Origin of the sequence: Paenibacillus sp. FSL R10-2734 (assembly GCF_037963865.1) — a bacterium.
Classification (GTDB): domain Bacteria; phylum Bacillota; class Bacilli; order Paenibacillales; family Paenibacillaceae; genus Paenibacillus_AQ.
Genome location: NZ_CP150170.1, coordinates 5,761,772 through 5,783,683, shown reverse-complemented (window position 1 = coordinate 5,783,683; position 21,912 = coordinate 5,761,772). Strand labels below are relative to the sequence as shown.

At 39.6% G+C, this 21,912-nt stretch carries 16 protein-coding genes and 1 pseudogene; 13 read left to right on the top strand and 4 right to left on the bottom strand.

Annotated elements, in window-relative coordinates; translation table 11 throughout:
• The first annotated feature begins 4 nt into the window (after positions 1-4).
• The 4 genes from NSS67_RS25140 to NSS67_RS25125 all read left to right on the top strand — a co-directional run bounded on the left by NSS67_RS25140 (position 5) and on the right by NSS67_RS25125 (position 3,708).
• On the top strand, positions 5-958 hold the full coding sequence (locus NSS67_RS25140; protein WP_339316413.1) for an ABC transporter permease subunit: 954 nt from the start codon (positions 5-7) through the stop codon (positions 956-958).
• Between the two features lie 9 nt (positions 959-967).
• Entirely contained in the window at positions 968-1,843 is an 876-nt protein-coding gene (locus tag NSS67_RS25135) for a carbohydrate ABC transporter permease (RefSeq protein WP_339316411.1), read from the top strand.
• Between the two features lie 65 nt (positions 1,844-1,908).
• Positions 1,909-3,015, top strand: coding sequence for a glycoside hydrolase family 88 protein (locus NSS67_RS25130; protein ID WP_339316410.1), 1,107 nt, complete (start codon positions 1,909-1,911; stop codon positions 3,013-3,015).
• A gap of 129 nt (positions 3,016-3,144) precedes the next feature.
• On the top strand, positions 3,145-3,708 hold the full coding sequence (locus NSS67_RS25125; RefSeq protein ID WP_339316408.1) for a Uma2 family endonuclease: 564 nt from the start codon (positions 3,145-3,147) through the stop codon (positions 3,706-3,708).
• A gap of 136 nt (positions 3,709-3,844) precedes the next feature.
• Here NSS67_RS25125 and NSS67_RS25120 read toward each other — a convergent pair whose 3' ends face one another.
• From NSS67_RS25120 to NSS67_RS25105, 4 genes and pseudogenes are all read right to left on the bottom strand, one after another.
• Positions 3,845-4,147 (bottom strand): hypothetical protein, encoded by a 303-nt coding sequence (locus tag NSS67_RS25120; protein WP_339316407.1) that lies wholly within the window; start codon positions 4,145-4,147, stop codon positions 3,845-3,847.
• 146 nt (positions 4,148-4,293) lie between these two features.
• Complete coding sequence (locus NSS67_RS25115) at positions 4,294-4,677, bottom strand: retropepsin-like aspartic protease (protein ID WP_339316405.1); 384 nt, start codon at positions 4,675-4,677, stop codon at positions 4,294-4,296.
• Positions 4,667-4,924 (bottom strand): hypothetical protein, encoded by a 258-nt coding sequence (locus tag NSS67_RS25110; protein WP_339320702.1) that lies wholly within the window; start codon positions 4,922-4,924, stop codon positions 4,667-4,669. The genes NSS67_RS25115 and NSS67_RS25110 overlap by 11 nt, the downstream gene beginning before the upstream one ends.
• A 72-nt stretch (positions 4,925-4,996) precedes the next feature.
• Positions 4,997-5,164: pseudogene (locus NSS67_RS25105) on the bottom strand (SpoVR family protein); the annotation flags it as partial.
• A 569-nt stretch (positions 5,165-5,733) separates the two neighbouring features.
• Between NSS67_RS25105 and NSS67_RS25100 the strand changes: the two are divergent.
• From NSS67_RS25100 to NSS67_RS25060, 9 genes are all read left to right on the top strand, one after another.
• Entirely contained in the window at positions 5,734-5,970 is a 237-nt protein-coding gene (locus NSS67_RS25100; RefSeq protein ID WP_339316404.1) for a helix-turn-helix domain-containing protein, read from the top strand.
• A gap of 40 nt (positions 5,971-6,010) precedes the next feature.
• Positions 6,011-13,132, top strand: coding sequence for a DUF4011 domain-containing protein (locus tag NSS67_RS25095; protein ID WP_339316403.1), 7,122 nt, complete (start codon positions 6,011-6,013; stop codon positions 13,130-13,132).
• Positions 13,125-14,816: a protein kinase gene (locus tag NSS67_RS25090; RefSeq protein WP_339316402.1), complete on the top strand. Its 1,692-nt coding sequence runs from the start codon at positions 13,125-13,127 to the stop codon at positions 14,814-14,816. The genes NSS67_RS25095 and NSS67_RS25090 overlap by 8 nt, the downstream gene beginning before the upstream one ends.
• 197 nt (positions 14,817-15,013) lie before the next feature.
• Positions 15,014-16,204 (top strand): hypothetical protein, encoded by a 1,191-nt coding sequence (locus NSS67_RS25085; RefSeq protein WP_339316400.1) that lies wholly within the window; start codon positions 15,014-15,016, stop codon positions 16,202-16,204.
• Positions 16,204-16,830 (top strand): FHA domain-containing protein, encoded by a 627-nt coding sequence (locus NSS67_RS25080; RefSeq protein WP_339316398.1) that lies wholly within the window; start codon positions 16,204-16,206, stop codon positions 16,828-16,830. Before NSS67_RS25085 ends, NSS67_RS25080 begins: the two co-directional genes overlap by 1 nt.
• Positions 16,827-17,435, top strand: a complete 609-nt coding sequence (locus NSS67_RS25075; RefSeq protein ID WP_339316397.1) for a 4Fe-4S single cluster domain-containing protein — start codon at positions 16,827-16,829, stop codon at positions 17,433-17,435. The genes NSS67_RS25080 and NSS67_RS25075 overlap by 4 nt, the downstream gene beginning before the upstream one ends.
• Before the next feature lie 32 nt (positions 17,436-17,467).
• The gene (locus NSS67_RS25070) at positions 17,468-19,345 is read left to right on the top strand and encodes an AAA family ATPase (protein WP_339316396.1); all 1,878 of its coding nucleotides are present in this window, start codon (positions 17,468-17,470) and stop codon (positions 19,343-19,345) included.
• Entirely contained in the window at positions 19,342-20,073 is a 732-nt protein-coding gene (locus NSS67_RS25065) for a PP2C family serine/threonine-protein phosphatase (protein WP_339316395.1), read from the top strand. The genes NSS67_RS25070 and NSS67_RS25065 overlap by 4 nt, the downstream gene beginning before the upstream one ends.
• Before the next feature lie 649 nt (positions 20,074-20,722).
• The gene (locus NSS67_RS25060; protein WP_339320701.1) at positions 20,723-21,712 is read left to right on the top strand and encodes an aldo/keto reductase; all 990 of its coding nucleotides are present in this window, start codon (positions 20,723-20,725) and stop codon (positions 21,710-21,712) included.
• Positions 21,713-21,912: the final 200 nt, after the last annotated feature.

Below are 21,912 nucleotides of genomic sequence, written 5' to 3'. Positions count from 1 at the left end.
CGCTATGGAGCTCAAACAAACGCAACAGGTGACATATACCGCTCGTAGTAGATTACTTAAGCATCTATGGAATACGAAGCTACTGTATGTATTGTTATTACCTGGATTGGCTCATTTGGTACTGTTCAAGCTTGCTCCGCTTTTCGGTTTAGTTATCGCTTTTCAGGACTACAACACATTTCTGGGGATTTCAGGTAGCGAATGGGTGGGGTTAGATAATTTTATTACCTTTGCCAAGGATCCGTATTTCCTTGTATTACTCAAGAATACGTTACTGCTCGCAGGATACAGCTTACTATTTGGATTTCCTATACCGATCCTGTTCGCTTTATTCTTGAATGAAGTTCGTAATGCATTAGTTAAACGCTTTACACAGTCACTTAGCTTCTTCCCCTATTTCATTTCATCAGCCGTTATGGTGAGTATTCTATACACCTTACTATCACCGCAGACAGGGCTAGTGAACAGACTGCTTGATGTGTTGGGACTACAATCGATTTTCTTCATGGCTGAGCCTGGATGGTTCCGCAGTCTATATGTTGGGATGGGGATATGGCATTCCTTCGGCTATGGCTCGATCATCTATTTAGCTGCAATTGCCGGAATAGATCCACATCAATACGAAGCAGCGGATATTGATGGCGCAAATCGCTGGCATAAAATGTTCTATATCACGCTTCCATCCTTATCGACGATCATCGTGACCATGTTCATTCTGAATATCGGAAACATCCTTTCGGTAGATCTGGACAAAATCCTGTTAATGTACAATCCAAGCATTTATGAAACCGCTGATGTTATCCAAAGCTTCGTCTATCGTCAGGCGTTTGCATCGCAAGGATTTCCAAATTACAGTTTTGGGGCAGCTGTAGGACTCTTTCAATCCGTGGTAGCCATGGTGCTGGTTGTTAGTGCGAATTCTATATCTAAGAAATATTCTGAGACCAGATTGTTCTAGGAGGTACGTATGAGCAGAAAGAAAATAGAATGGTTCCCTATCGTGAATAACACATTATTGATTTTGCTAGCTCTCATATGTATTTATCCGTTTCTGAATATATTATCTGTCTCATTGAGCGATGGGGTACCGGTTATTCGTGGTAAAGTTTATCTCTGGCCTATCGATTTCAATATTGAAACCTATAAATATGTACTAGGTAATACTCGATTAGGAATAACGCGCGGATTATTCAATTCTATCTTCTATACCGTAACAGGGACAGTGGTAGCGATCTTGCTTACCTTCGTTACTGCTTATGCATTATCGCGCAAAAGATTGAAAGGTCGTTACTTTATCATGCTGTTGTTCCTATTTAGTATGATTTTTGATGCTGGGCTCATTCCAAGCTACATTGTTAATAATGCGCTTGGCTTGGTAAATTCAAGATGGATTATGATCTTACCAGGTGCACTTAGTACCTTCTTATTAATCATCGCTCGCTCATTTCTAGATACGATACCGAGTGAACTAGAAGAATCTGCATTTATCGATGGGGCCAACGAGTGGCAGATCATGACGCGTGTTTACCTGCCGTTATCTACCCCGGTGCTTGCAACCATAGGTGTGTTCTACGCTGTTTCAATCTGGAATTCATTTATGACGCCTTTGATTTATTTGCAAGATCAGGCGCTTCATCCGTTACAGCTAATTCTGTATCGTCTAATTATTAAGCCAGATGGTGGGACATCATTCGAGAATTTGACTGTCAACGGACATCAGATCTTACCAGACAACATTGAGGCAGCAACGATATTCTTAGCCATATTCCCAATCTTATTCGTGTATCCGTTCGCACAAAAGTACTTCACAAAAGGGATGATGTTAGGCTCAATAAAAGGTTGAATGGCTAGATGGCTTGTTGAGACAGAGATAATTTCTTTTAGAATATGAGCAGGGAGGTCATGCGCTTGAGTTTCACGATGATTCAAGTCTTAAAGGAGCAATACAAAGAACCGAAAGATGGGTACAGTGTCAAATGGGCATATGTCGAGGCTTGCATCCTAAAAGGATATCTTGATAGCTACGAGTATTTTGGGAATGAAGCAGATTACCTATATGTGAAGCAATTTGTAGACCAAATGTACGATGTGAATGGTGATATTCCTGGTATCAGACTTGATAAATATAATATTGATCAGATTCGAATGGGTTCTGTATTATTTCAGTTATATCAAATTGAGCAGGATCTACGTTACAAGCAAGTGCTGGATCTGCTTTATGAACAGCTGAAGGTGTATCCGCGGACGAAGTCGGGAAGCTTCTGGCACAAGGACAATTATCCCAATCAGGTGTGGCTAGATGGATTATACATGGGACAGCCATTTTATGTTCAGTATATTAAACAATTTGAAGATGTGAAGAATTACTCGGATACGATTCATCAATTCATAAATGCCCGAAAGTTTCTTTATGATGATCAAACCCATTTGCTTAAGCATGCGTATGATGAAAGCCGTGAGATGTTTTGGTGTGACAAGGTTACGGGACATTCTCCCCATGTATGGTGTCGCGCTATTGGTTGGTATGTCATGGCATTAGTAGATGTACTTGAACTATTAGAAGGAGAGAACGTAGATCGTGAACAGTTAGTAGAATTATTGCGAGAAACCATTGAGGAAACAGTGGTATATCAACATGACGATGGAATGTGGTATCAAGTTGTGAACATGCAAGACAAAGAGGACAATTATTTGGAATCGAGCGGAACGTTAATGCTTTCATATGCCATCCTAAAAGGTGTCAGACTCGGATATCTTCCTAATCGTTTAGCGGTTCATGGAGAAAAGGCTTTTCAAGGAACGGTAGATAGATATGTTTATGAACAGGATAGCGAAGTGAGATTAGCCGGGATATGTAAGAGCGCAGGTCTAGGAAGGAATCCTGATACTGGTATTGTACGTGATGGAAGTTATCACTATTACATACATGGTGAGCGGATCGTAGAAAACAATGGACATGGCGTTGCACCACTGATAATGGCATTCCATGAAATGTTATTGCTAAATAAAGGGTAAGTTTATACAATACGAATCTCAATCTTCAGTTTGCGGTGTGGGAGATGATAACGCCGTCCCTGGATCACTCCATTTGATCTGGTACAATTAGTAAAAAAACGTACGCATATCAGAAGGAGGTCAAACATAGTGTCAAATCCAGATGAGAAGAAAATCCATAACTATCAAGATTGGCTGACATGGGAGGGGAATTGGGAGTTCATTAACGGTAAAGCCTATAGTATGTCTCCAGTTCCAACCTCATTGCATCAATTTATTGTAGGAGAACTTCAATTCGCTCTACGGACATTCTTCCAGAATCGGAGTTGCTATGTGTTTGTGGCTCCGTTTGATGTGTTCTTCAGTGAAAGTGAAGAATATCAATCACCCGATCATATTACTGAGCCAGATCTTTCGGTTGTTTGTTCGAAGGACCAAATAGCTAAGAATGGCTGCAACGGTGCTCCGACCCTAATTATTGAAGTGCTGTCACCTTCCACGGCATTGAAGGATTTTAATGAGAAGTTCAACTTATACCAGAGGCATGGAGTTCAGGAATATTGGATTGTTGATCCTGGCAATCGAACGGTTCATGTATATACTTTGGAGGATGGCACTTACCAGGTGCGTCACTTATATACGGAGCTGGAAACGATACAATCCAACATCTTTAAAGATTTACAAATTCCAATGAACCATTTATTTAGTCTATAATAACAAACATAAACAGCCGGTGAGATCATTCTCGACCGGTTATTGAGCGTTTAAATACATTCATCGGTTCTACTTAAACGCCTTCATTCGCGCCAACGCTATGCGTGCATAAGTAGTCTAGAAAACCTTACAGCCATTAATTTTGATTTACGATCTCGTTCAGCAATTTGGTGAACTCTTCTTCGCTGTCACTGTAAGTGGAAATTCCATCTTTACGATCTTTCTGAGCTTGCTGAAGTTGGTCCAGAACGCTCTCATCTTTGAAAAGTACTGAAGTCATTCTCTTCTTTTGTTCATCTGTGAATGTAGGTTGCTCTTCTTTCCTTTGTTGCGAAACGTTGAATTCAAAGTTTTCTTCGATTAATTGGACTAGATCTTTAAGTTCAACATACGATTTATCTCTAAAGCGTTGCTCCAATTGCTCCTTAGAGATGGACATTCTGCTCACCGCCTTTTCGTTATTATATGAGAAGCTAGATGGATTACTTATATTAAAAATCCACTTATTAACACCTAATCAACGTTTCGTTGTATCTCGAAGAAATTCATTATCTACAGGTATAAATTCAAATCAAACCTAATCTTTTACTTTGTCGAATACATAACAAGTCCCGCTAAATCAAGCACAATATTAGCATCTATCATCAAATCCAGTCCTAATAATCCATTAATCAAGAGCTTCTCGTGAAGTGATCCAACATCCAATTTATAGTTATCAATATGAAAGTTACCTAACTGAATTGAATCAAATGTTTTGCGAAAGCAGCTTTCTTCACCACCGATACCGAACGCAGTGACGATTTCATCTCCAGTCTCAAAATAAACGCCAATATCTGCTACAGCATCAGCAGAGAGTAATGTGTGAGAGGCACCTGTATCAATAACAAGTTTGTCTATGGTGATTGTTTGTCCTTTAAAATTCAAGGTTAAAGATGTTTGCAACAGTCCATCGACAAATTCAATTTTCATGCTGAACAACTCCCCGCAAACCACGAAGTGTACGAATCTCAATCTTCAGCTCGTCATTTGCGGTATGAGACACGATAACACCGTCCCTGGATTGGAGCAGTTCTTTCGTCGCTTCTTTCGGGTCTTGAATGGTACGGATCAATGCCACTTCATCAACAAACTTGGTGTTGCCTTCGGTATGTGACGCAAGAATTTGCAGTTTGACGTATTGATCGGGATAAATCTTACGAACTTCTTCCCATTGCATGACTGGCACCTCCGGTTCAGTTTGTTCTTTAATTGTATCAGATATTGGACAAGGAGAAGCGCATGTAATTTTTGAAAAAAAATCAAATCGTGTAGACATTCCATAATCGCCGAATGTATAAATAATATCTGCGGGGCATATTTCATAACGCATGGGATAAAAATCCAACCCAAAGCCCGTGGCCATTTCCGTAATTTCGGCGATTGCCCGCTCCAGTGCATTAATTTCTCCGCTTGGTATGTTTCTGTTGCTCCTTCCTGAATATGTCCATGATTGCAACCTGAATAAACCCTCACTAATGGGGTTGTCTACATGTAAATGGATCGATCAATATAGTTCATATTATGTATATGGGTGGTTGGGGGGGGATGACGAGAGGGTGATTTCATTTGTAGGAAAGGCTATTTTTCATTTTCGACCTCATTGAGCAACTTGACGAACTCCTCTTCGCTGTCACTGTATGTGGGAATTCAGTATTTACTGTCTGTTTATAAGTAATTGAGAGGAGTTACGTAAAGTAGAGATAAAATATATAAGATAAACAAAATATATAATGATTTTTGTCGTTTTAGTTTTATAATTTACTATATATATTTATATCAATGTGATAGCTTTCCAAAGCATAACCAAACTATTAACTCCAAAAACCCTTTATTTTTCTAGTGATGGAGTTGAGTCGGCCTGTGAAAGTGGGCTGACAAGACGTTTAACATTTGAAGTATTAATAATTGCTTGATAACTAGGCTAAGGAGCGGACTATCATCACAGAAGATAGTTCACGGCATGGAAACTAAGAAAGGAGGACCGTCATGAAAAAAGATAGTATTGAAAATTTAGAAAAATGGAGACCCATGTCTACGGTTGTGGAATATCTCAGTGTAAGCCGTGAGACTGTTCTGCAATGGATTGATAAGAAGGGGATGCCCGCACACAAAGTCGGGCGGCAATGGAAGTTTAAGATATCCGAGATAGATGAGTGGATCAGAAGTGGTGGTGCAGCAGACAAACCCAATACAGTTAATGCAATAGAAGAAAGTGATAATTAAAATTATATGACTTAATTCGAGAGAATGGAGGTTTACTGTGATGTCTGATATGGTGCTTCTAGCAAGCAAAAATGCCTCTAAAGTGGCAACTGTGGCTTGCCCAAAATGTGGTAGGATAAGCCGTCAAATACTAAAGGATGAGTATAGAAATTCAATCATTGCTAACTTTAATAGTTCACACATTTGCCCAGTTTGTAATACTAAGTATAGTTCAACATCTTGTGCTGAGAGTGGCAAATATTCTAACTCATATGATCGATATTTATCTCAAGGCGAACAATTATATAACTCTGATGTTAATACTGCCTACATATCAACACAGAATCGTAATTTGCAGAACTTTAACAAGACATCAGGTGCATCTGGTAATGACGCTATATTTGCACTCAGTTCAATCCTCCGCCAAATGGCATCTAATAGAAATAGAGAAGCAGAAGTATCTGCAATTGAAGCTACATCATCTTTACCAGAGGGTCATAAAGCTGATAAATTTGCCACCTACAATCAATATCCAAATTCTATTGAGAATTCAAATGTGGTTAATGAAAGAGTATCGCTTACGGACATGCGACCATCCGATCTAGAAGTTGCATCTACAACAGTTGCCATCATTACCGTTGGAGAGTCAACGAAAGGCCTGGAAGTAGAAAATATCGAACCCCAACAGAATAAACCTTCTGGACCAAGCCCGATGTACGAAGCTCTTAAGATTCCAAAAGTGGCACCTATAGGTGATAGGAACCACTCAAACGAAAAGGTATTGAAGCGAAAGGTAGAGCATTGGAAAAAGCAACTATTAGATCTTTCAAAGCGAAATAAAATGATTAATTACCGTGAAACAAAACGAGCGACACTGAAAATACTGGATCCAGAATTTACAGAGTTGTTTAACCGTCTTGCTGTTACTGAGGAACAATTGACCTTTCAACGTCCTATTGATAAAGATTCTGACCTTCGAACCTTTTCAATGCTATCTCTTTTAGAAACATTATCATACCCTATCCCTGTTCATGTTGGGGACATTAAGACCGACGGTTCACTACTTGAGAGGAGGAATGCACTTAATAACCTTCGTTCGAAGTCAAAACTTGCAAGAGATGAGCAAGGGACAAATATTCTATATTTATCATTTGGTTTTATTGAATGGAAAGAGAGTAATTCAACAAAAGCTCAGTGGATGAAGTCGCCGGTATTAATGATGCCTGTCTCGTTGAAACTTGAGTCGATTCAAGCACCGTATACCCTCTTACGCTATGATGATGACATTGAAGTGAATCCGACACTCGATTATCTTTTTAACGAGCGTTACGGTATAGATTTACCTACTTTTGAGCTTAACGGCGAAGACAGTATTGTCCAATATATGCAAACTATTGAGGGAATTGCTGACCAACACGGTTGGAAAGTGATTCGGGAAGTAAGTCTTGGATTGCTATCGTTCCTCAAAATTAGTATGTATCACGATCTAAACAATAACTATGAGCGTATGCTTGAAAATCCTGTAATTCGCGCGATAACGGGAGACATAAATGCCGCAAACAATGTACCGAGTGAACTGACTCACTTTGATATTGACCGTGTCTCACCAAATGACTACTATCAGGTTGTGAATTCGGACTCGAGTCAACAGGAAGCGATTCTGCTTTCAAAAGCAGGGGTCAGTTTTGTTATGCAGGGACCTCCAGGTACTGGAAAAAGCCAGACTATAACAAATATCATTGCGGAAGCATTGGCGGATGGCAAAACCATTCTCTTTGTATCTGAAAAAGCTGCTGCTCTTCAGGTCGTCTATAAAAGACTTTCTGAGGTAGGGTTGGATGACTTCTGTCTTGCGTTGCATAGCCATAAAGCAAATAAAAAGGATATTCTTGATAGTATAGCAGCTAACCTTAAGCTGCCTCGGAAAAGGATTAAGGATAGTGCTTTGTTCGAACTAACAGAGTTATTTCAGAACAAACAGAATTTGAATCAATATGTGCGAGAATTACACGAAGAAGTTCTTCCGTTAGAGAAGAGCTTATATGAGATATTCGGTGAACTCATTTCGCTACAGAATGTTCCTTACATTCAATTTAACGTAGCAAGCCCTGCTGAGATATCTTCAGCTTCTTATAACACGATGCTTTATTGTGTTAATAATTATGCGAAAGCAATGAAAAACTTCGGGCAGAAGCTCTCTGACAATCCGTGGAGAGAGACTGTTGTGAAAATGGTAACTCAGAATTTCAGAGATGATTTACTCCGGAACATTTCGGGTTTATCCGATTCTTTAAATATGCTAGATAAAGAGTTATCGAATACATTATCTACTTTTGAGTTAGAAGAGGCTTGCACTTGGTATGGTGCGTTACGCATTACTGCTTTATTTTACTCAATAGAGAGTACTCCTTTGTTTCCTCCGGAATGGGCAAAGATGGAAAGCCGAAAAAGTCTTCTTGATGAGGCTAAGAAGGCTAAAATTGAAAAAGAAGAATACCTTACTGCATTAAGCGATGTTCTCAAACATTTTAATGAGAGTATTTTTAATGAAGACTTGCCAACTTGGTTAGATGCTGTACAAAAAACAATCAGCGATATTTTTAATATCAACGGTCGATTGTCACTTAATAATAATTCGATATTAGAGAAGATAGATGAATCTCAAGAATTAACTAATGATGTGCTTAAGCAGTTGGAATCCGTTATTACTGCATATGAACTGGGGTATAAGCTGCTGCCTTTGAATGTTAAAACACTAGAAGATTTAAAATTATATTCCACTGTTATTTCTGATGTTTTAGAATCTCCAATTATTATACGTGAGTGGTTCGATGAGTCCACATTACATAGCGCTCGGAAAATGTTGTTGGCTGCGAGAGGGCATGCTGACACCATAGGCATATTAAGAGATACGTTTAGAATTCAGTGGGATTGCAAAACTATTTCGCATTCAGTATGTGAATACCAGAAATCGGCAAGCGACATTATTACACAATTAAGGCCAATTGCGGACGCCTTAGAGCGGAGCATTACAATTTTCCCAATTCTAAGTAACAGTACCATTAATGATGCAAGCATATTGTTTCATCACATTTCAGATCTTTTTAATGCTCCCGGTGTTAAACATAACTGGTTTGATGACAAGATTTTCGCAAATGCAAAGCAAATGTTGAAAGAAGCTTCAATTCACGCATCCTTGTTAATAGATAAAGAAAATCACCTATTACAGGCCTGGGATATTAAAGCATTAAGTATAGATGCCGATGATATGTTGCTTAGGTTTAAGACTGAATACACATCGATCTTAAAAATATTTAAGACTTCGTATCATTCTGATATAAAAAAAATACGCAGCGTGTCAAAAAAAGTAGGTGTGAAATTCACCGTTAACGACATTGTTGATCTGTTACAAAATATTATAGATATTAACGAAGAAAAGAGATGGTTTGTTGAGAACCAGCAGGTTCTTTTTGATTGTTTTGGTGATTTTTACTTGGTTGAAAAGTCTGATTGGGCAGCGATTGAGGCTGGATTATCTTACATTGAGAGCATTTTTGCGCTATTCCCGCATGCCACTGTTCCTAAGAAAGTAATTGATATCATATGCGAGAAATCATCACACACCAATAGCTATGCTGAACTTGCAAAAACATTGCCTTTGCTGAGCGATGGTAACCTTAAAATTGTAGAGGGGCTTATAGGCGAAATAATTCCTGATTGCACCAATTGCAACATAATTGATTTTATGCTGCCAAGATTTGAAAGGATATTTGAAGTATGCGGGATGTTAATACCATTGGTACAACGCGATGAGTTATCATTGCTTGAGTTAAACACGCTTGATGCTCTCATCAAATATATTGATGAGGCAGCCCAATTAGGGATTGCTTTTGAGAATGTAGATATTCGAACTCTACTTAATAACCTCATAATGCTTTCCGATGAAAAACGCTGGTTTATTATAAATCAAAATACTCTTGATGAAAATTTTGGTCAATTTAATGTTGGCGAGTTATCTGATTGGACTGCCATTGAGACTGGAATCTCATTTACTGAACGAATTCGTTCGCTATTCGTTCTTTTCTACAAGTCCACTGTGCCTCAAAGGGTTGTAGATCTGTTATGCGATAAATCAGCCCATGCTTCGGAGTATGCAGAATTGACGAAAGTGTTACCTGCTATAAATACAGATGAACTTATGAGCATCAATGAAAATATTGGAAAAGTGTTATCAGATTATTCCGATTATGGAATTCAAGAATTTTTGATTCCCTTTCTTAATCGTCTCAATGAGCTAAACAATTCATTAATTGATTTGATTCATAAGATGAATGTTCACGTAATAAGCCAAGTTCCTAATCATGAGTTAATTGAAAAGGTTATAGCTGCCTGTAAGGTAACTGAAAAACGCAATATTTTGGATATTTCTTGTCGACATTATGAAGAGAAATTTGATAATCGGATTGCGGGTCTTAAGACAAATTGGGATGCCATTATTTCTGATCTAGAATCTGTCTCAGCACTGTTTGAAAGCAGCGAATCAAGTCTGATGGTGGAAAATTTTGTGTCGTTATTCTGTAATGATGCGGATTATAGAAATAGAATTATTACTACAAAAAACAAATTGCACTCCTGTATTGAGGAAAATAAAACCAGGTTCACTGAATTTAAAAAGCTGTTTGCAACAAAAGTTGATCTTGATAACGTCAAAATTTCTGAAGTTGTTGACAAAGTTTCGTCCTGCCTAAATAACATAAAATTGCTTGATAATTGGATCTCATGTGTCGAGACAAAAGCCGCTTGTGATGAGCTTGGGCTTTCGGATTTTACAGAGAGAATTGAACAGCATGATAATACTCTTGAGGATATTCCAAGTATCTTTAAGAGAGGCTTCTTTACCCTTTGGACACAGTCTGTATTCGGTAGTAAAAAGACTGTTGAATACTTTAGACGCCAAAATCACGATGAGAAAATTAATCGTTTCGTTTCTCTAGATGAGAGGCAGCTGTTAATCGCACAAGAGCGCATTAAGCAAAGTGTTATTAGTGGTATCCCTGACGCAAACAGGGTTTTGGCTGCTAACGATGAACTAAGTATTCTTCTAAGGGAAATAGGCAAAAAACGTCGTATTATGTCTTTGCGTAATTTATTCAAATCCATACCAAATCTATTGTTAAAACTGAAGCCATGTATGATGATGTCTCCCCTATCTGTAGCTTATTTTTTAGAGGCAGAGTCATATGAATTCGACATGGTGATTTTTGATGAGGCATCTCAAATTTTCCCACAAGATGCCATTGGATCAATTTTTAGAGGCAAGCAAGTAATTATTGCAGGCGATAGCAAGCAACTACCGCCATCAAACTTTTTTGCTACAAGTACCAGTAACGACAAAGAATATGACGAGGAGGATGATGAAATAGTCGGTACGGAGATATACGATTCCATATTGGAAGAAACAACAGATGTCCTGCCGAATCGCACTTTATTATGGCATTATCGCAGTAAACATGAAAACCTGATTGCATTTTCGAATCAGGAAATCTATCAGAACGAACTAGTCACATTCCCTAGTAATGTAAGTCATGGTATTGACACAGGTGTAGAATTTGTCTATGTAAAGAATGGTGTTTATGAAGGCAAAGGGAGAAACACATCCGAAGCCCGCCGTTGTGTGGAGCTTGTTAAGCGACACATAGAAAGGACCCCAAATCGCTCGCTTGGTATAATAGCATTTAGCGAAAGCCAGCAAAAAACAATTGCATTGGAGATACAAAAGTTCAGAGAACAACATCCAGAATATGAAGGCTTTTTTGTCGAGAATAAAGAAGGTGAGTTTTTCATAAAGAACCTTGAAAATGTTCAAGGCGACGAGCGAGATACTATTATATTCAGCGTAAGCTATGCCAAAACAAGAGAACAAATTGACAATAATCGTTCTATGGCATTACGTTTTGGACCTCTTGGTCAAAAAGGTGGGGAACGTCGCCTGAACGTAGCCATAACTAGAGCAAAGAGCAATATTAAGCTAGTTAGTTCCATATTGCCTTACGATTTGAGTCATGCAGAGTCTGAGGGAGTAAAAATGCTGCGGCAGTACATTGATTTTGCGATGAATGGTGCTGTTGCTTTGGGGATCGATCACATCGAGGGCAGAAAAGATGTGTTTTTGGATGTAGTGGCGGAGTACCTCGTGAATCATGGTTATAAAATCAAGAAGTATGTTGGTTGTTCGGGCTACAGAATTGATTTGGCAGTTATCCACCCTCACAATGATGATTGCTTTGTTGCAGGAATTGAGTGTGATGGCTTCTCCTATGCCGCTGCCAAAAGCGCGCGAGACCGTGACCATTTACGCAAGTCTGTTTTGGAAGCTATGGGTTGGCGCATCTACCGTGCTTGGTCACCAGAGTGGATGGTCCGGCAGGATATTGAAGGTGAAAAGCTTTTGAATTTCATCGATACTGCAATAATGGAATTTAAAGAAGAAATAAGCTCGGAAGTATCAGACCCGTCAGGCAAAAATGTACTAGTTGAGTCGTTCACTGAAGAAATGGAAGCTGAAAACGAATTGCAAGTTCAGGCAAGCGTACCATCGCTGAAAGCCGACTTGAGTAATCCATACGACTTTACTGAATACACGGAGGCTGTATGGCACGAAACACCTGAGATAATGGAGTTCTTCGGTGACGATAGAGTGGCTGAAGAAATCAAGTATATTGTTGGGATTGAACAACCGATATATATTGACTTGCTCTATCAACGCATGGCTGGTGCTTTTGGTAATCAAAAAGCGACGTCACCTGTAAGGAATATGGTCGACAGGGTAATAAGAGGTAATCAATTAAAAAGTCTGATTGTTATAGATAAAGAAGGATTTGTTACCTTTGCGGGTTTCCATGACTTAAAAGTTAGGATTGCATCCGATGGAAATTCGCCCAGAAAAATTGATTTTATCTCTCCTGACGAAATTGGGCTTGCGATGCTGACTATCGCCGAACATGCTATCGGGCTTACCTCGGATAGTTTAATTGACGCCACAATAAGAGCGTTAGGATATGCAAGGAGAGGCGTTCGGATGTTGACTTGCATGAATAATGCACTCGACCGACTGATTAAAGTTGGTCGTATCAAGTTGGTTGACGAGAAGGTGCGTGTAATCGGAGGTGGACGCTGTGAATAAGAGAACCATAATTAACTCGGAGCTTCAAGAAACTCCAAGAACAGCAATCAATAATGATATTGGTGCACAATATCAGCAGCGAACTGAAAGTGTATCCTTAACCAATGACCTTTTGGCTGCGGGTACTGTTCTCCATGATAAATATATCATCGAGAAGCGCTTAGAAGTCACCTCTGGGGAAGCTGACCTATATCTCTGCTCCTGCAAGAACGAAAAATATGTTGCCAAACTTTATAAGCGTCAGGCAGCGATTAAGGAGGATGTTGTAAAGCGGTTGTTGCAGATCAATTCTCCTTATGTCGCGAAACTCTATGAATCATTCACATACATTGGGTTTCCAGTCGAAATTCTTCATTATTTTAAAAACGGAAGTCTTCAAGGGAAAAATTGTTCTTTGGAAGAATTGATGAGGATGATTATTCCTAACATTAACGAAGGTTTACAAGTGCTTCATCAAGTAGGAATTATCCATAAGGATTTGAAACCATCCAATATAATGATGGCTGATGACGGAAAAAGTGTCGCTATAATTGACTTTGGCATCAGCTCCGTGATGAACGATAGTGGATCTGTGGTTGTGACTAAGACAGGCATGACACCAGAATATTCTGCTCCGGAAACCTTCAAGAATTTATTCCTTGAAGAATCTGATTATTATTCTTTTGGGATAACGCTTTTCGAGTTGTTCACTGGTTATGTGCCTTATGCCAATATGAGTGCGGAAGAAATTGGGCAATATGTGTCAGTTCAGCGAGTTCCTTTCCCTGAAAATATGCCGGCAGTGCTAAGCGATTTTATTTCAGCATTAACATATTATGACATTACTTCTCGCAACAATAAGAACAATCCAAATCGCCGATGGACATACTCCGAAGTGAAAAAGTGGCTTGATGGCGAAAGCCTCATCATTCCCGGTGAAGGTGTTGGCAATGTAGGAAAAGGTGCAATGCCGCCATATCACTTTATGAATCAGTCCATAACTGATCCAATAATTTTAGTTGAAGAATTTTCTAAAAACTGGGAAATGGGCAAAAAAGATCTTTTTCGTGGACTTGTTTCGGCACATTTTCGTATCTTCAACCAGGAAATCTCAAAACATTGCTTGGCTGCAGAAGAAGAAGCAAGCAAAATGAATGGAAAAGACGATATTATCTTTTGGAAACTTTTATATAAACTGAATCCGAATTTAAAAGGGTTTTATTGGAGAGGTAGAACTTTTGAAAGTCTTCCTGCTCTTGGTCGTAATATGCTTGACAATCTATGGAAGAAAGACAAAACTCAAGATAAATATTACGAGAGTGTCCTGTCCGAAAAACTATTGACGGAATACGTTATATCTGCGGCACCTAAAAACGATTCTCTAAAAAGGGCAGCGGCGTCAATAGAAGAATTCTATCAACTGGAGAAGAATGAACACTCTAATTTGACAAAGACATTCTACTTAATGGCATACACACTTTCAGGTCAGAAACTTCTCAACATTGAGGGTCATCGGTTCCGAACGGTCGAGGAATTGTCTGAATATATGCGTGAGCGACTTGAAGATTCTTTTGAATTATTCGAACAGCTTTGTCACAAATTGGTTGACTATGATGGTAACCTCGATAATCAGCTTGAAATGTGGCTCACTACCATTGGCAAAAAGAGAGAGTTAGATAATTGGAGAGCTCTTATGAGTGAATAGAGAATGAATGAGGTGGGAATATGAGCGGGCCTAAAATATCAGTGTATGAAATTTCAGCGCAGCAGAAACAGAATCTTCGAGCGCAGCTGAACTGTATCCAACTGAGCTCCGTTTGCTATGAGGAAATAAAGAAATCTGTAAGTTATCTAATGGGATTAGGAGGTCAGATACATTCACTAATTTCTACCTTTAATCTAGTGAATCAACGAACTGAGGATTGCTCTAAAGAAATTCATACCTTAACTGATTTTCAAGCTACACTTGAACAAGATTGTTCGGCATACCTGGATGATCTATCGCAGAACAAACCCATTGTTCAGGTGGGTAACATTACAATGTCTGACGTTGAATTAGATATTAAGAAAGAACTACTTACTAAACTGCGAACTTTACGTAGAAAAGTACTCTCTCAGCAGAAGGATATTGAGGATTCATTGCAGGGTTTGGAAGCAAGAGCAACGCAGTGTAAAAAAGCTATGGAGTGTGAAATAGTTGAAGATATAGCCAGTATACATTCATTTTTCGTCGCACCTGTTGAAGATGCTGATGTGAAACTTGAGGCTGAAAAGAAAAAACTCGAAGAACATATTCGAGCGTTAATGTTGTGTAGTGATTGCTCTGCTGACCTTAAGGATAAAGCTATCAGTACAGTAGCATTACTTTCTAAAATTACAAAGCAAGAACAGCTCGATACATTCTACGCCGTTTCAATACAGCCTTTGCAACGGGAATTTGAGGGCGCTCGTATACAAGTTCAAGAGCGGAAGGAAGGGTTCAGGGATCTTCAAGTACGCTATGCTACACTATGTTCAATCTCTGGGATTCAGCCGGAAACATTCACATTAGAATGTAATGGGCTTGAAGCAATTAAGAAGGATGTTGCCGCTCTTGAAAAGCAGGTTGTTATGCAAGCTGAACAAGAGTATATCAGTGATTGTGTTAATGAGGTTATATCTGAAATGGGATATGACATAATCGGTAACCGGTCTGTGACAAAACGCAGCGGGAAGCAATTCCGAAATGAGCTTTTCTCGTACGGAGATGGTACAGCAATCAATGTGACTTATGATACTGATGGACAAATCGCTATGGAACTTGGGGGGATTGATAGAATAGACCGAATCCCTACTTCATATGAGGCTGATGCCTTGTACGAAGACATGGAATCCTTTTGTTTGAATTTTAAGGATTTTGAAGAGAGGCTCGAAACCAAGGGCGTAATGATAAAATCGAGAGTATCTATGGCTCCGCCTAGCACTGAATACGCTACAATTATTAATGTTGCTGATTATAATATTACTACAACGAAACCTGCAAGGGACATAGCAGTTAAGGAAAAAAGGTCAAAAAATTCAGCAAAACAGATGCTGCGGAAGGAGAATAATTGATGATATTAACCAAATTTAAGGTGTGTCCTGCCTGCAATGAGCATAATCCTCCTGCATTATTGGAATGCAAAAAGTGTGAAACAGATCTTACTGGAATTAAGATTGTTGATGAAGCGGGACTATCATTTGTTAATGAATCTGTTAAAAGTGTAACTGTCTTAAGTAGTAACTACAGTCTTGTAAAGACATGTGATTGTGGCACAGTTAATTCCCCTCAAGCTCGGAAGTGTTCTTCATGTGGCGAGGATATATCTGATATTCGCGCAATGGAAGTACAGTCTTCATTAAAAGCGTCCAATAAGGCTGTGCTTCGTTCTATTAACGATGAATTTATTTTTCCTCTTGAGACGCCTGTCACAATCATTGGGCGCGAAGCAGAAATGCGGCAATATCTCGAGGTCAAAACTTATGTTAGCCGTAAACATGCAAAGTTCACTATTGTGAACGGAGAAGTCTATGTTGAAAACATGAGCAGTACAAACTATACGTTCGTAAACAACACACTAATCCCAGCCAATATACCGTATTTGCTTAAAAATGGAGATGAGATAGGGATAGGTGGGAAAATGATAAATGGTGAGCGGCAAAACCAAGCAGCATATTTCATAGCAGAGGTATCGGTATGAACATAGCTAGAATCCTTTATCCAGTGAAGGCTTTAGGGCCGGGGAATCGAATCGGTATTTGGGTTAGTGGATGCCCAAGGAGGTGCTTGGGTTGCATCAATCCAGAACTATGGGAACAACGTTCAGAATATGAGATTACTCTCTCTAATTTAAAAGAACTGATAGGTAATGTAGTTGATACCCATAATGTAGACGGGTTCACCATAACTGGTGGTGAACCAATGTCGCAACCACAGGAACTTGCTGAACTCATTACTTATCTGAAAACGATAAGTAGAGACATAATTATCTATTCGGGATATAAATATGATGAACTTCGCTTACAAAATTCTTGTTTTATTGATGAGATCCTCGGTACAGCTGCGGTGTTAGTAGACGGAGTATATATTGAGGAGTTGAATACAAATGTTGCTCTCAGAGGTTCTGAAAATCAAAATGTTATTGTCTTGAACAATGAATACAAAGCTTTTTATGAAAATTATATGAAGACAGCTGACAATAAGATTCAGAATTTCACTACCACCGATGGCATTGTATCTGTGGGCATACACAGGCGAGAATTTAAAAAGAATATTTCTAATAAAATATTTCATCGGGAGGTATGACCGGTGAAGATAATTATTGAGAGGGGCTCGCCATGAAGAACTACATTCCCAAATGGCATCGTGAACTAGGTATATTCAGTAAAATCAAGCCGCTGATTATCGTCGAAGGAAATGTTCTTGATGTTTACCAGTATCCGGTTGAAGGAGGTATTTCTAAAGGAAGTATCCTCCGTCTGCCCGAATATCTGCATTACTATTTCAAAGATATGGGGTATCAGACAGTCACCTTTTTTGATAGTATACAGGGGTTTTATAATTCTAGTGAAGATGGCAACATTGAAGCATTTGCTAATCTCACGGATTCTAAGCTCGACGGAAATTATATACGTGCGGAGTTTGGCGGTAAAAGCAACTCTGCCGCTTCGATTGTTCGAAAAGCTGTTGGGCAAAGTATCAGTGCCACGGCGATTATCATGACACTTGCATCACGCTATATAACATCGCCAGATAGTTTGACTCAGGCTGAAGTGGACAGCTTCGTAAATTTGCTTCTCTCCTCTCTTGAGGGAAAGGATGTCCGAACAGAAAGTGGTGTTCTAAAAAATATTGTTGTAATGATAGTAAACAAACTCAACGATATTCCCGCATGGTTTTATCATGACAATCCCAATGTTAAAACCATTATGCTAGGGGTTCCATCGCGTGAAGAACGAGAACTCCTTGTAAAAGGAGAAAATTTTTCAAGTTTCTTCGCTTCGGATGTTTATGAAGCAGATATTACTTATTACAAAGAGCATCCGAATGAACTTAACAAAGTACAGGACAAATTTATCGGGTTAACTGAAGGGTTTTGTTTTACGGAAATAAATGGGTTACGTCGACTTTGTAAAAATGAACGTATCGGCATAAGTCAGATGCCATCGGTCATTGATCTTTATAAATATGGGATAAAAGAAAATCCATGGGACAATCTCGATGTGAATGCATTCTCCACGGCACATGATGATTTCAGAAAAAGAATTAAAGGACAGGAATATGCGATAATAAAAACTCTTGACGTGGTCAAGCGAGCAGTTACTGGTATGTCGGGGCTTCAGCACTCCTCTCACACCAAGCCAAAGGGCATCTTGTTCTTTGCTGGACCCACAGGAACCGGCAAGACAGAAACTGCTAAAACCCTTGCTGAAAAACTATTTGGCGATGAAAATTGTTGCATTCGTTTCGATATGAGCGAGTACGGTCAAAGTCATAGTGACCAAAAACTCCTTGGAGCTCCTCCAGGCTATGTTGGATATGAAGCAGGTGGGCAATTAACCAATGCCGTAAAGGAGAATCCCTTCTCAATCCTTTTGTTTGACGAAATTGAAAAAGCACATCCGTCGATATTTGACAAATTTCTTCAGATCCTTGAGGATGGCCGTATGACCGATGGGCAGGGAAATACGGTGTATTTCTCCGAATGTATTATCATTTTTACGAGTAATCTCGGAATTTTCACGCGCAACGAACTGGGTGTCCGAGAGGCAAATGTCACTGAAAAGATGGAGTACAATGAGGTTCAGGCGAAAGTACGTCAAGCCATTGGAAACTACTTTATGCTAGAACTTGGTCGTCCGGAAATTCTGAATAGAATAGGCGAAAACGTTGTGGTGTTTGATTTTATTCGGCCAGAGGTAGCAGAAACTATCCTCGATGCACAATTAAGGAAGATTGTCACTAACCTGTCAAGTGAAAAACGAATTGAGTTGAGTCTGAGGGAAGAGGCTCGTGCTACACTTCTTGAAAAGTCTCTTGGCAATCTCTCCAATGGAGCGCGAGGAATTGGAAACATTGTTGAGAGTTTGCTTATTAACCCGCTGTCACGATATCTCTTTGATAATGCAATAAAAGGTGATGAGAGTATCACTATCAATTCTATTGACGCAACAAATATGCCATATTCGATCGACTGCACAAGAGGTGGCATATGAAAGTTTATGTTTCAGTGCAGTGCGGGGCTGGAAAAAAACAGTGTGAGGACATTGTTCTTATAGGAGATATGCTTGTTTGTGGAGGCAATGCAGAATATGCACTACAATTAAAAGGTTCTGTTTGTATAGCCGATGGAGTAGGCGGGAACGCTGGTGGGAATTTTGCCGCAACCTTTGTTGCTGAGGGAGTAAAAAACATAAACTTAGAGCAAATAGTCAATGAAACGGAACTTCAGCAAAAATTAGAAAACATTAATATTGCTTTGATTACTGAGGGAATTAAGAAGGGGCTTTCAACAGCAGCAACTACTCTAACAGGGATCGTGTGTTCAGGAGACAAAATACTTCTTGTTCATATTGGTAATACTAGATCATACGTTCTGCAGGGGGGCTATCTTAAGCAGTTAACAACAGACCATACGGTATATAACCGCCTGTTGAAAATGGGGAGAATTGATGACGCTTCTCAATGCAGGAAAAATGAAATAACAAACTGCTTTGGGGGCGGAAAGGCAATCTTATTCGACAGTATTAGCATTGCAGAGTTACAAAAATTTAATACATTACTGCTGACATCGGATGGAGTTCATGATTTTATCGGAATAGATGAGTTGGAAAGTTTAATGATGGCCGGAATATCTGAAAAAGAGATTTGCCAAAGTATTGTACAAGCTGCCATTGAAGCGGGCTCGAAAGATGATATTTCAGTTGTCATAATCAAAAAATAAACGAACTACGAATTACAAGGATTGTTGATAGCGTTAGCTGTGAAAGGTCAGGATATTGAGTGATTGTGAACTAAGACACATATTTTAATAGTACGTGGAGTAAATTACACCAGAAAATGCTGGATAAAACTTAACTTCTTATGTATATCAGCTTCTGTATAGCCTTCTTTATCTTCGTAACCATTACGAAGGTGGGGAGGTTTTTTTATTTACAGTACTTACCTACTATGATATCTATACTGGAGCATATAAAACGGTATCAACATTTTTATCGTGACCGCTATCGAGATCCTAATTTTGTCATGTGTTTATCTGAACTGCTATATTCCTTGTTGGAAAATGTAATTGAAGATACGACGTACGCAAGCTTTCTCGCCTATGGCAAGATTGGCTTTATTGGACAATGGATTAAGAGATTCGACCTATGAAATGGCACAAAGACTATCGAATGTCGGGAGAATATCACTCCACCAAATTCGGAACATCCATGTGAGTAACTGATTTTGTGATCCAACGTATCATGAAAGAATGAAGAAAAACGAGGAGCATTTGAGTCGATGGGTTGTTCATGAAAGCTTGACTTAGAGTTAGCTCTAGAGCGTACAATAGACACATAAATAATAACTGTCGAAAGTGAGGATTCATGGATATGCAATATGTGAAGCTAGGAAATACAGGCATGGATGTATCGCGCATTTGTCTAGGTTGTATGAGCTTTGGTGATGTTGAGCGGTGGAACCATCCGTGGTTACTAAACGAAGAGCAGAGTCGGCCGATTATAAAAAGAGCGCTGGAGCTCGGCATCAATTTTTTTGATACGGCAAATATTTATTCGACAGGTGCGAGTGAAGAAATTATGGGCAGAGCCCTTAAGGATTATGCCAATCGTGATGAAATCGTTCTTGCAACAAAGGTATTCTTCCGTATGAAGGAGGGGCCAAACGGTGCGGGATTGTCTAGAAAAGCCATCATGAATGAGATTGATCAGAGCTTGAAAAGACTCGGTACGGATTATGTAGATCTATATCAGATTCATCGGTGGGATTACGATACGCCAATCGAGGAAACGATGGAGGCGCTGCATGATGTAGTGAAGGCGGGGAAGGCGAGACATATTGGGGCCTCCGCCATGTACGCATGGCAATTCCAGAAGGCATTGCATGTTGCTGAGCAGCATGGCTGGACGCGATTCGCCGCTATGCAGAATCATTATAATCTCATCTATCGCGAGGATGAGCGCGAGATGCTGCCGCTCTGTAAAGAGGAGAAAATCGGAGTGATTCCCTATAGCCCGCTTGCTTCAGGAAAATTAGCGCGCGCTTGGTCCGAGACAACCTACCGTTCGGAGACAGACCAAGCCCAGAAAAGCAAATATGGTCCGACGGCCCAGCAAGACCAATTGGTCGCGGAGAGACTTATGCAAATCGCAGAGGAGCGTGGACTTCCACGCGCTCAAGTTGCCTTGGCGTGGATGCTGCAGAAGGAGCCTGTAACAGCGCCGATTATCGGGGTCACGAAGATCGACCATCTTGATGATGCCGTCGATGCGCTCTCAGTAACATTAACGCCTGAGGAAATGCAAGCTTTAGAAGAGCTCTATGTTCCGCATCCAGTTGTAGGTGCTTTGCCACCGCGATAATCTGTTCGTATCCCTGTCAAGTAGATCGATGAAAAAACCTAAAACAGCGCGCACCGATTCGATCAGTGTGCGCTGTTTTTGTTTACCTTATAGAATTTAAAACATTTTGAGGTGAAGGATATCCTAACGCCTTATTTTCATTTTCTGCTAAAGATAGGGCATGGAGCACTATTCAACTTGTGAAAACGGAGGGAAGTGTT

Coding starts and splice junctions, on each gene's coding strand:
- NSS67_RS25140 (WP_339316413.1), top strand. CDS start 5: ATGGAGCTCAAACAAACGCAACAGGTGACATATACCGCTCGTAGTAGA.
- NSS67_RS25135 (WP_339316411.1), top strand. CDS start 968: ATGAGCAGAAAGAAAATAGAATGGTTCCCTATCGTGAATAACACATTA.
- NSS67_RS25120 (WP_339316407.1), bottom strand. CDS start 4,147: ATGTCCATCTCTAAGGAGCAATTGGAGCAACGCTTTAGAGATAAATCG.
- NSS67_RS25115 (WP_339316405.1), bottom strand. CDS start 4,677: ATGAAAATTGAATTTGTCGATGGACTGTTGCAAACATCTTTAACCTTG.
- NSS67_RS25110 (WP_339320702.1), bottom strand. CDS start 4,924: ATGCAATGGGAAGAAGTTCGTAAGATTTATCCCGATCAATACGTCAAA.
- NSS67_RS25100 (WP_339316404.1), top strand. CDS start 5,734: ATGAAAAAAGATAGTATTGAAAATTTAGAAAAATGGAGACCCATGTCT.
- NSS67_RS25095 (WP_339316403.1), top strand. CDS start 6,011: ATGTCTGATATGGTGCTTCTAGCAAGCAAAAATGCCTCTAAAGTGGCA.
- NSS67_RS25080 (WP_339316398.1), top strand. CDS start 16,204: ATGATATTAACCAAATTTAAGGTGTGTCCTGCCTGCAATGAGCATAAT.
- NSS67_RS25075 (WP_339316397.1), top strand. CDS start 16,827: ATGAACATAGCTAGAATCCTTTATCCAGTGAAGGCTTTAGGGCCGGGG.
- NSS67_RS25070 (WP_339316396.1), top strand. CDS start 17,468: ATGAAGAACTACATTCCCAAATGGCATCGTGAACTAGGTATATTCAGT.
- NSS67_RS25065 (WP_339316395.1), top strand. CDS start 19,342: ATGAAAGTTTATGTTTCAGTGCAGTGCGGGGCTGGAAAAAAACAGTGT.
- NSS67_RS25060 (WP_339320701.1), top strand. CDS start 20,723: ATGCAATATGTGAAGCTAGGAAATACAGGCATGGATGTATCGCGCATT.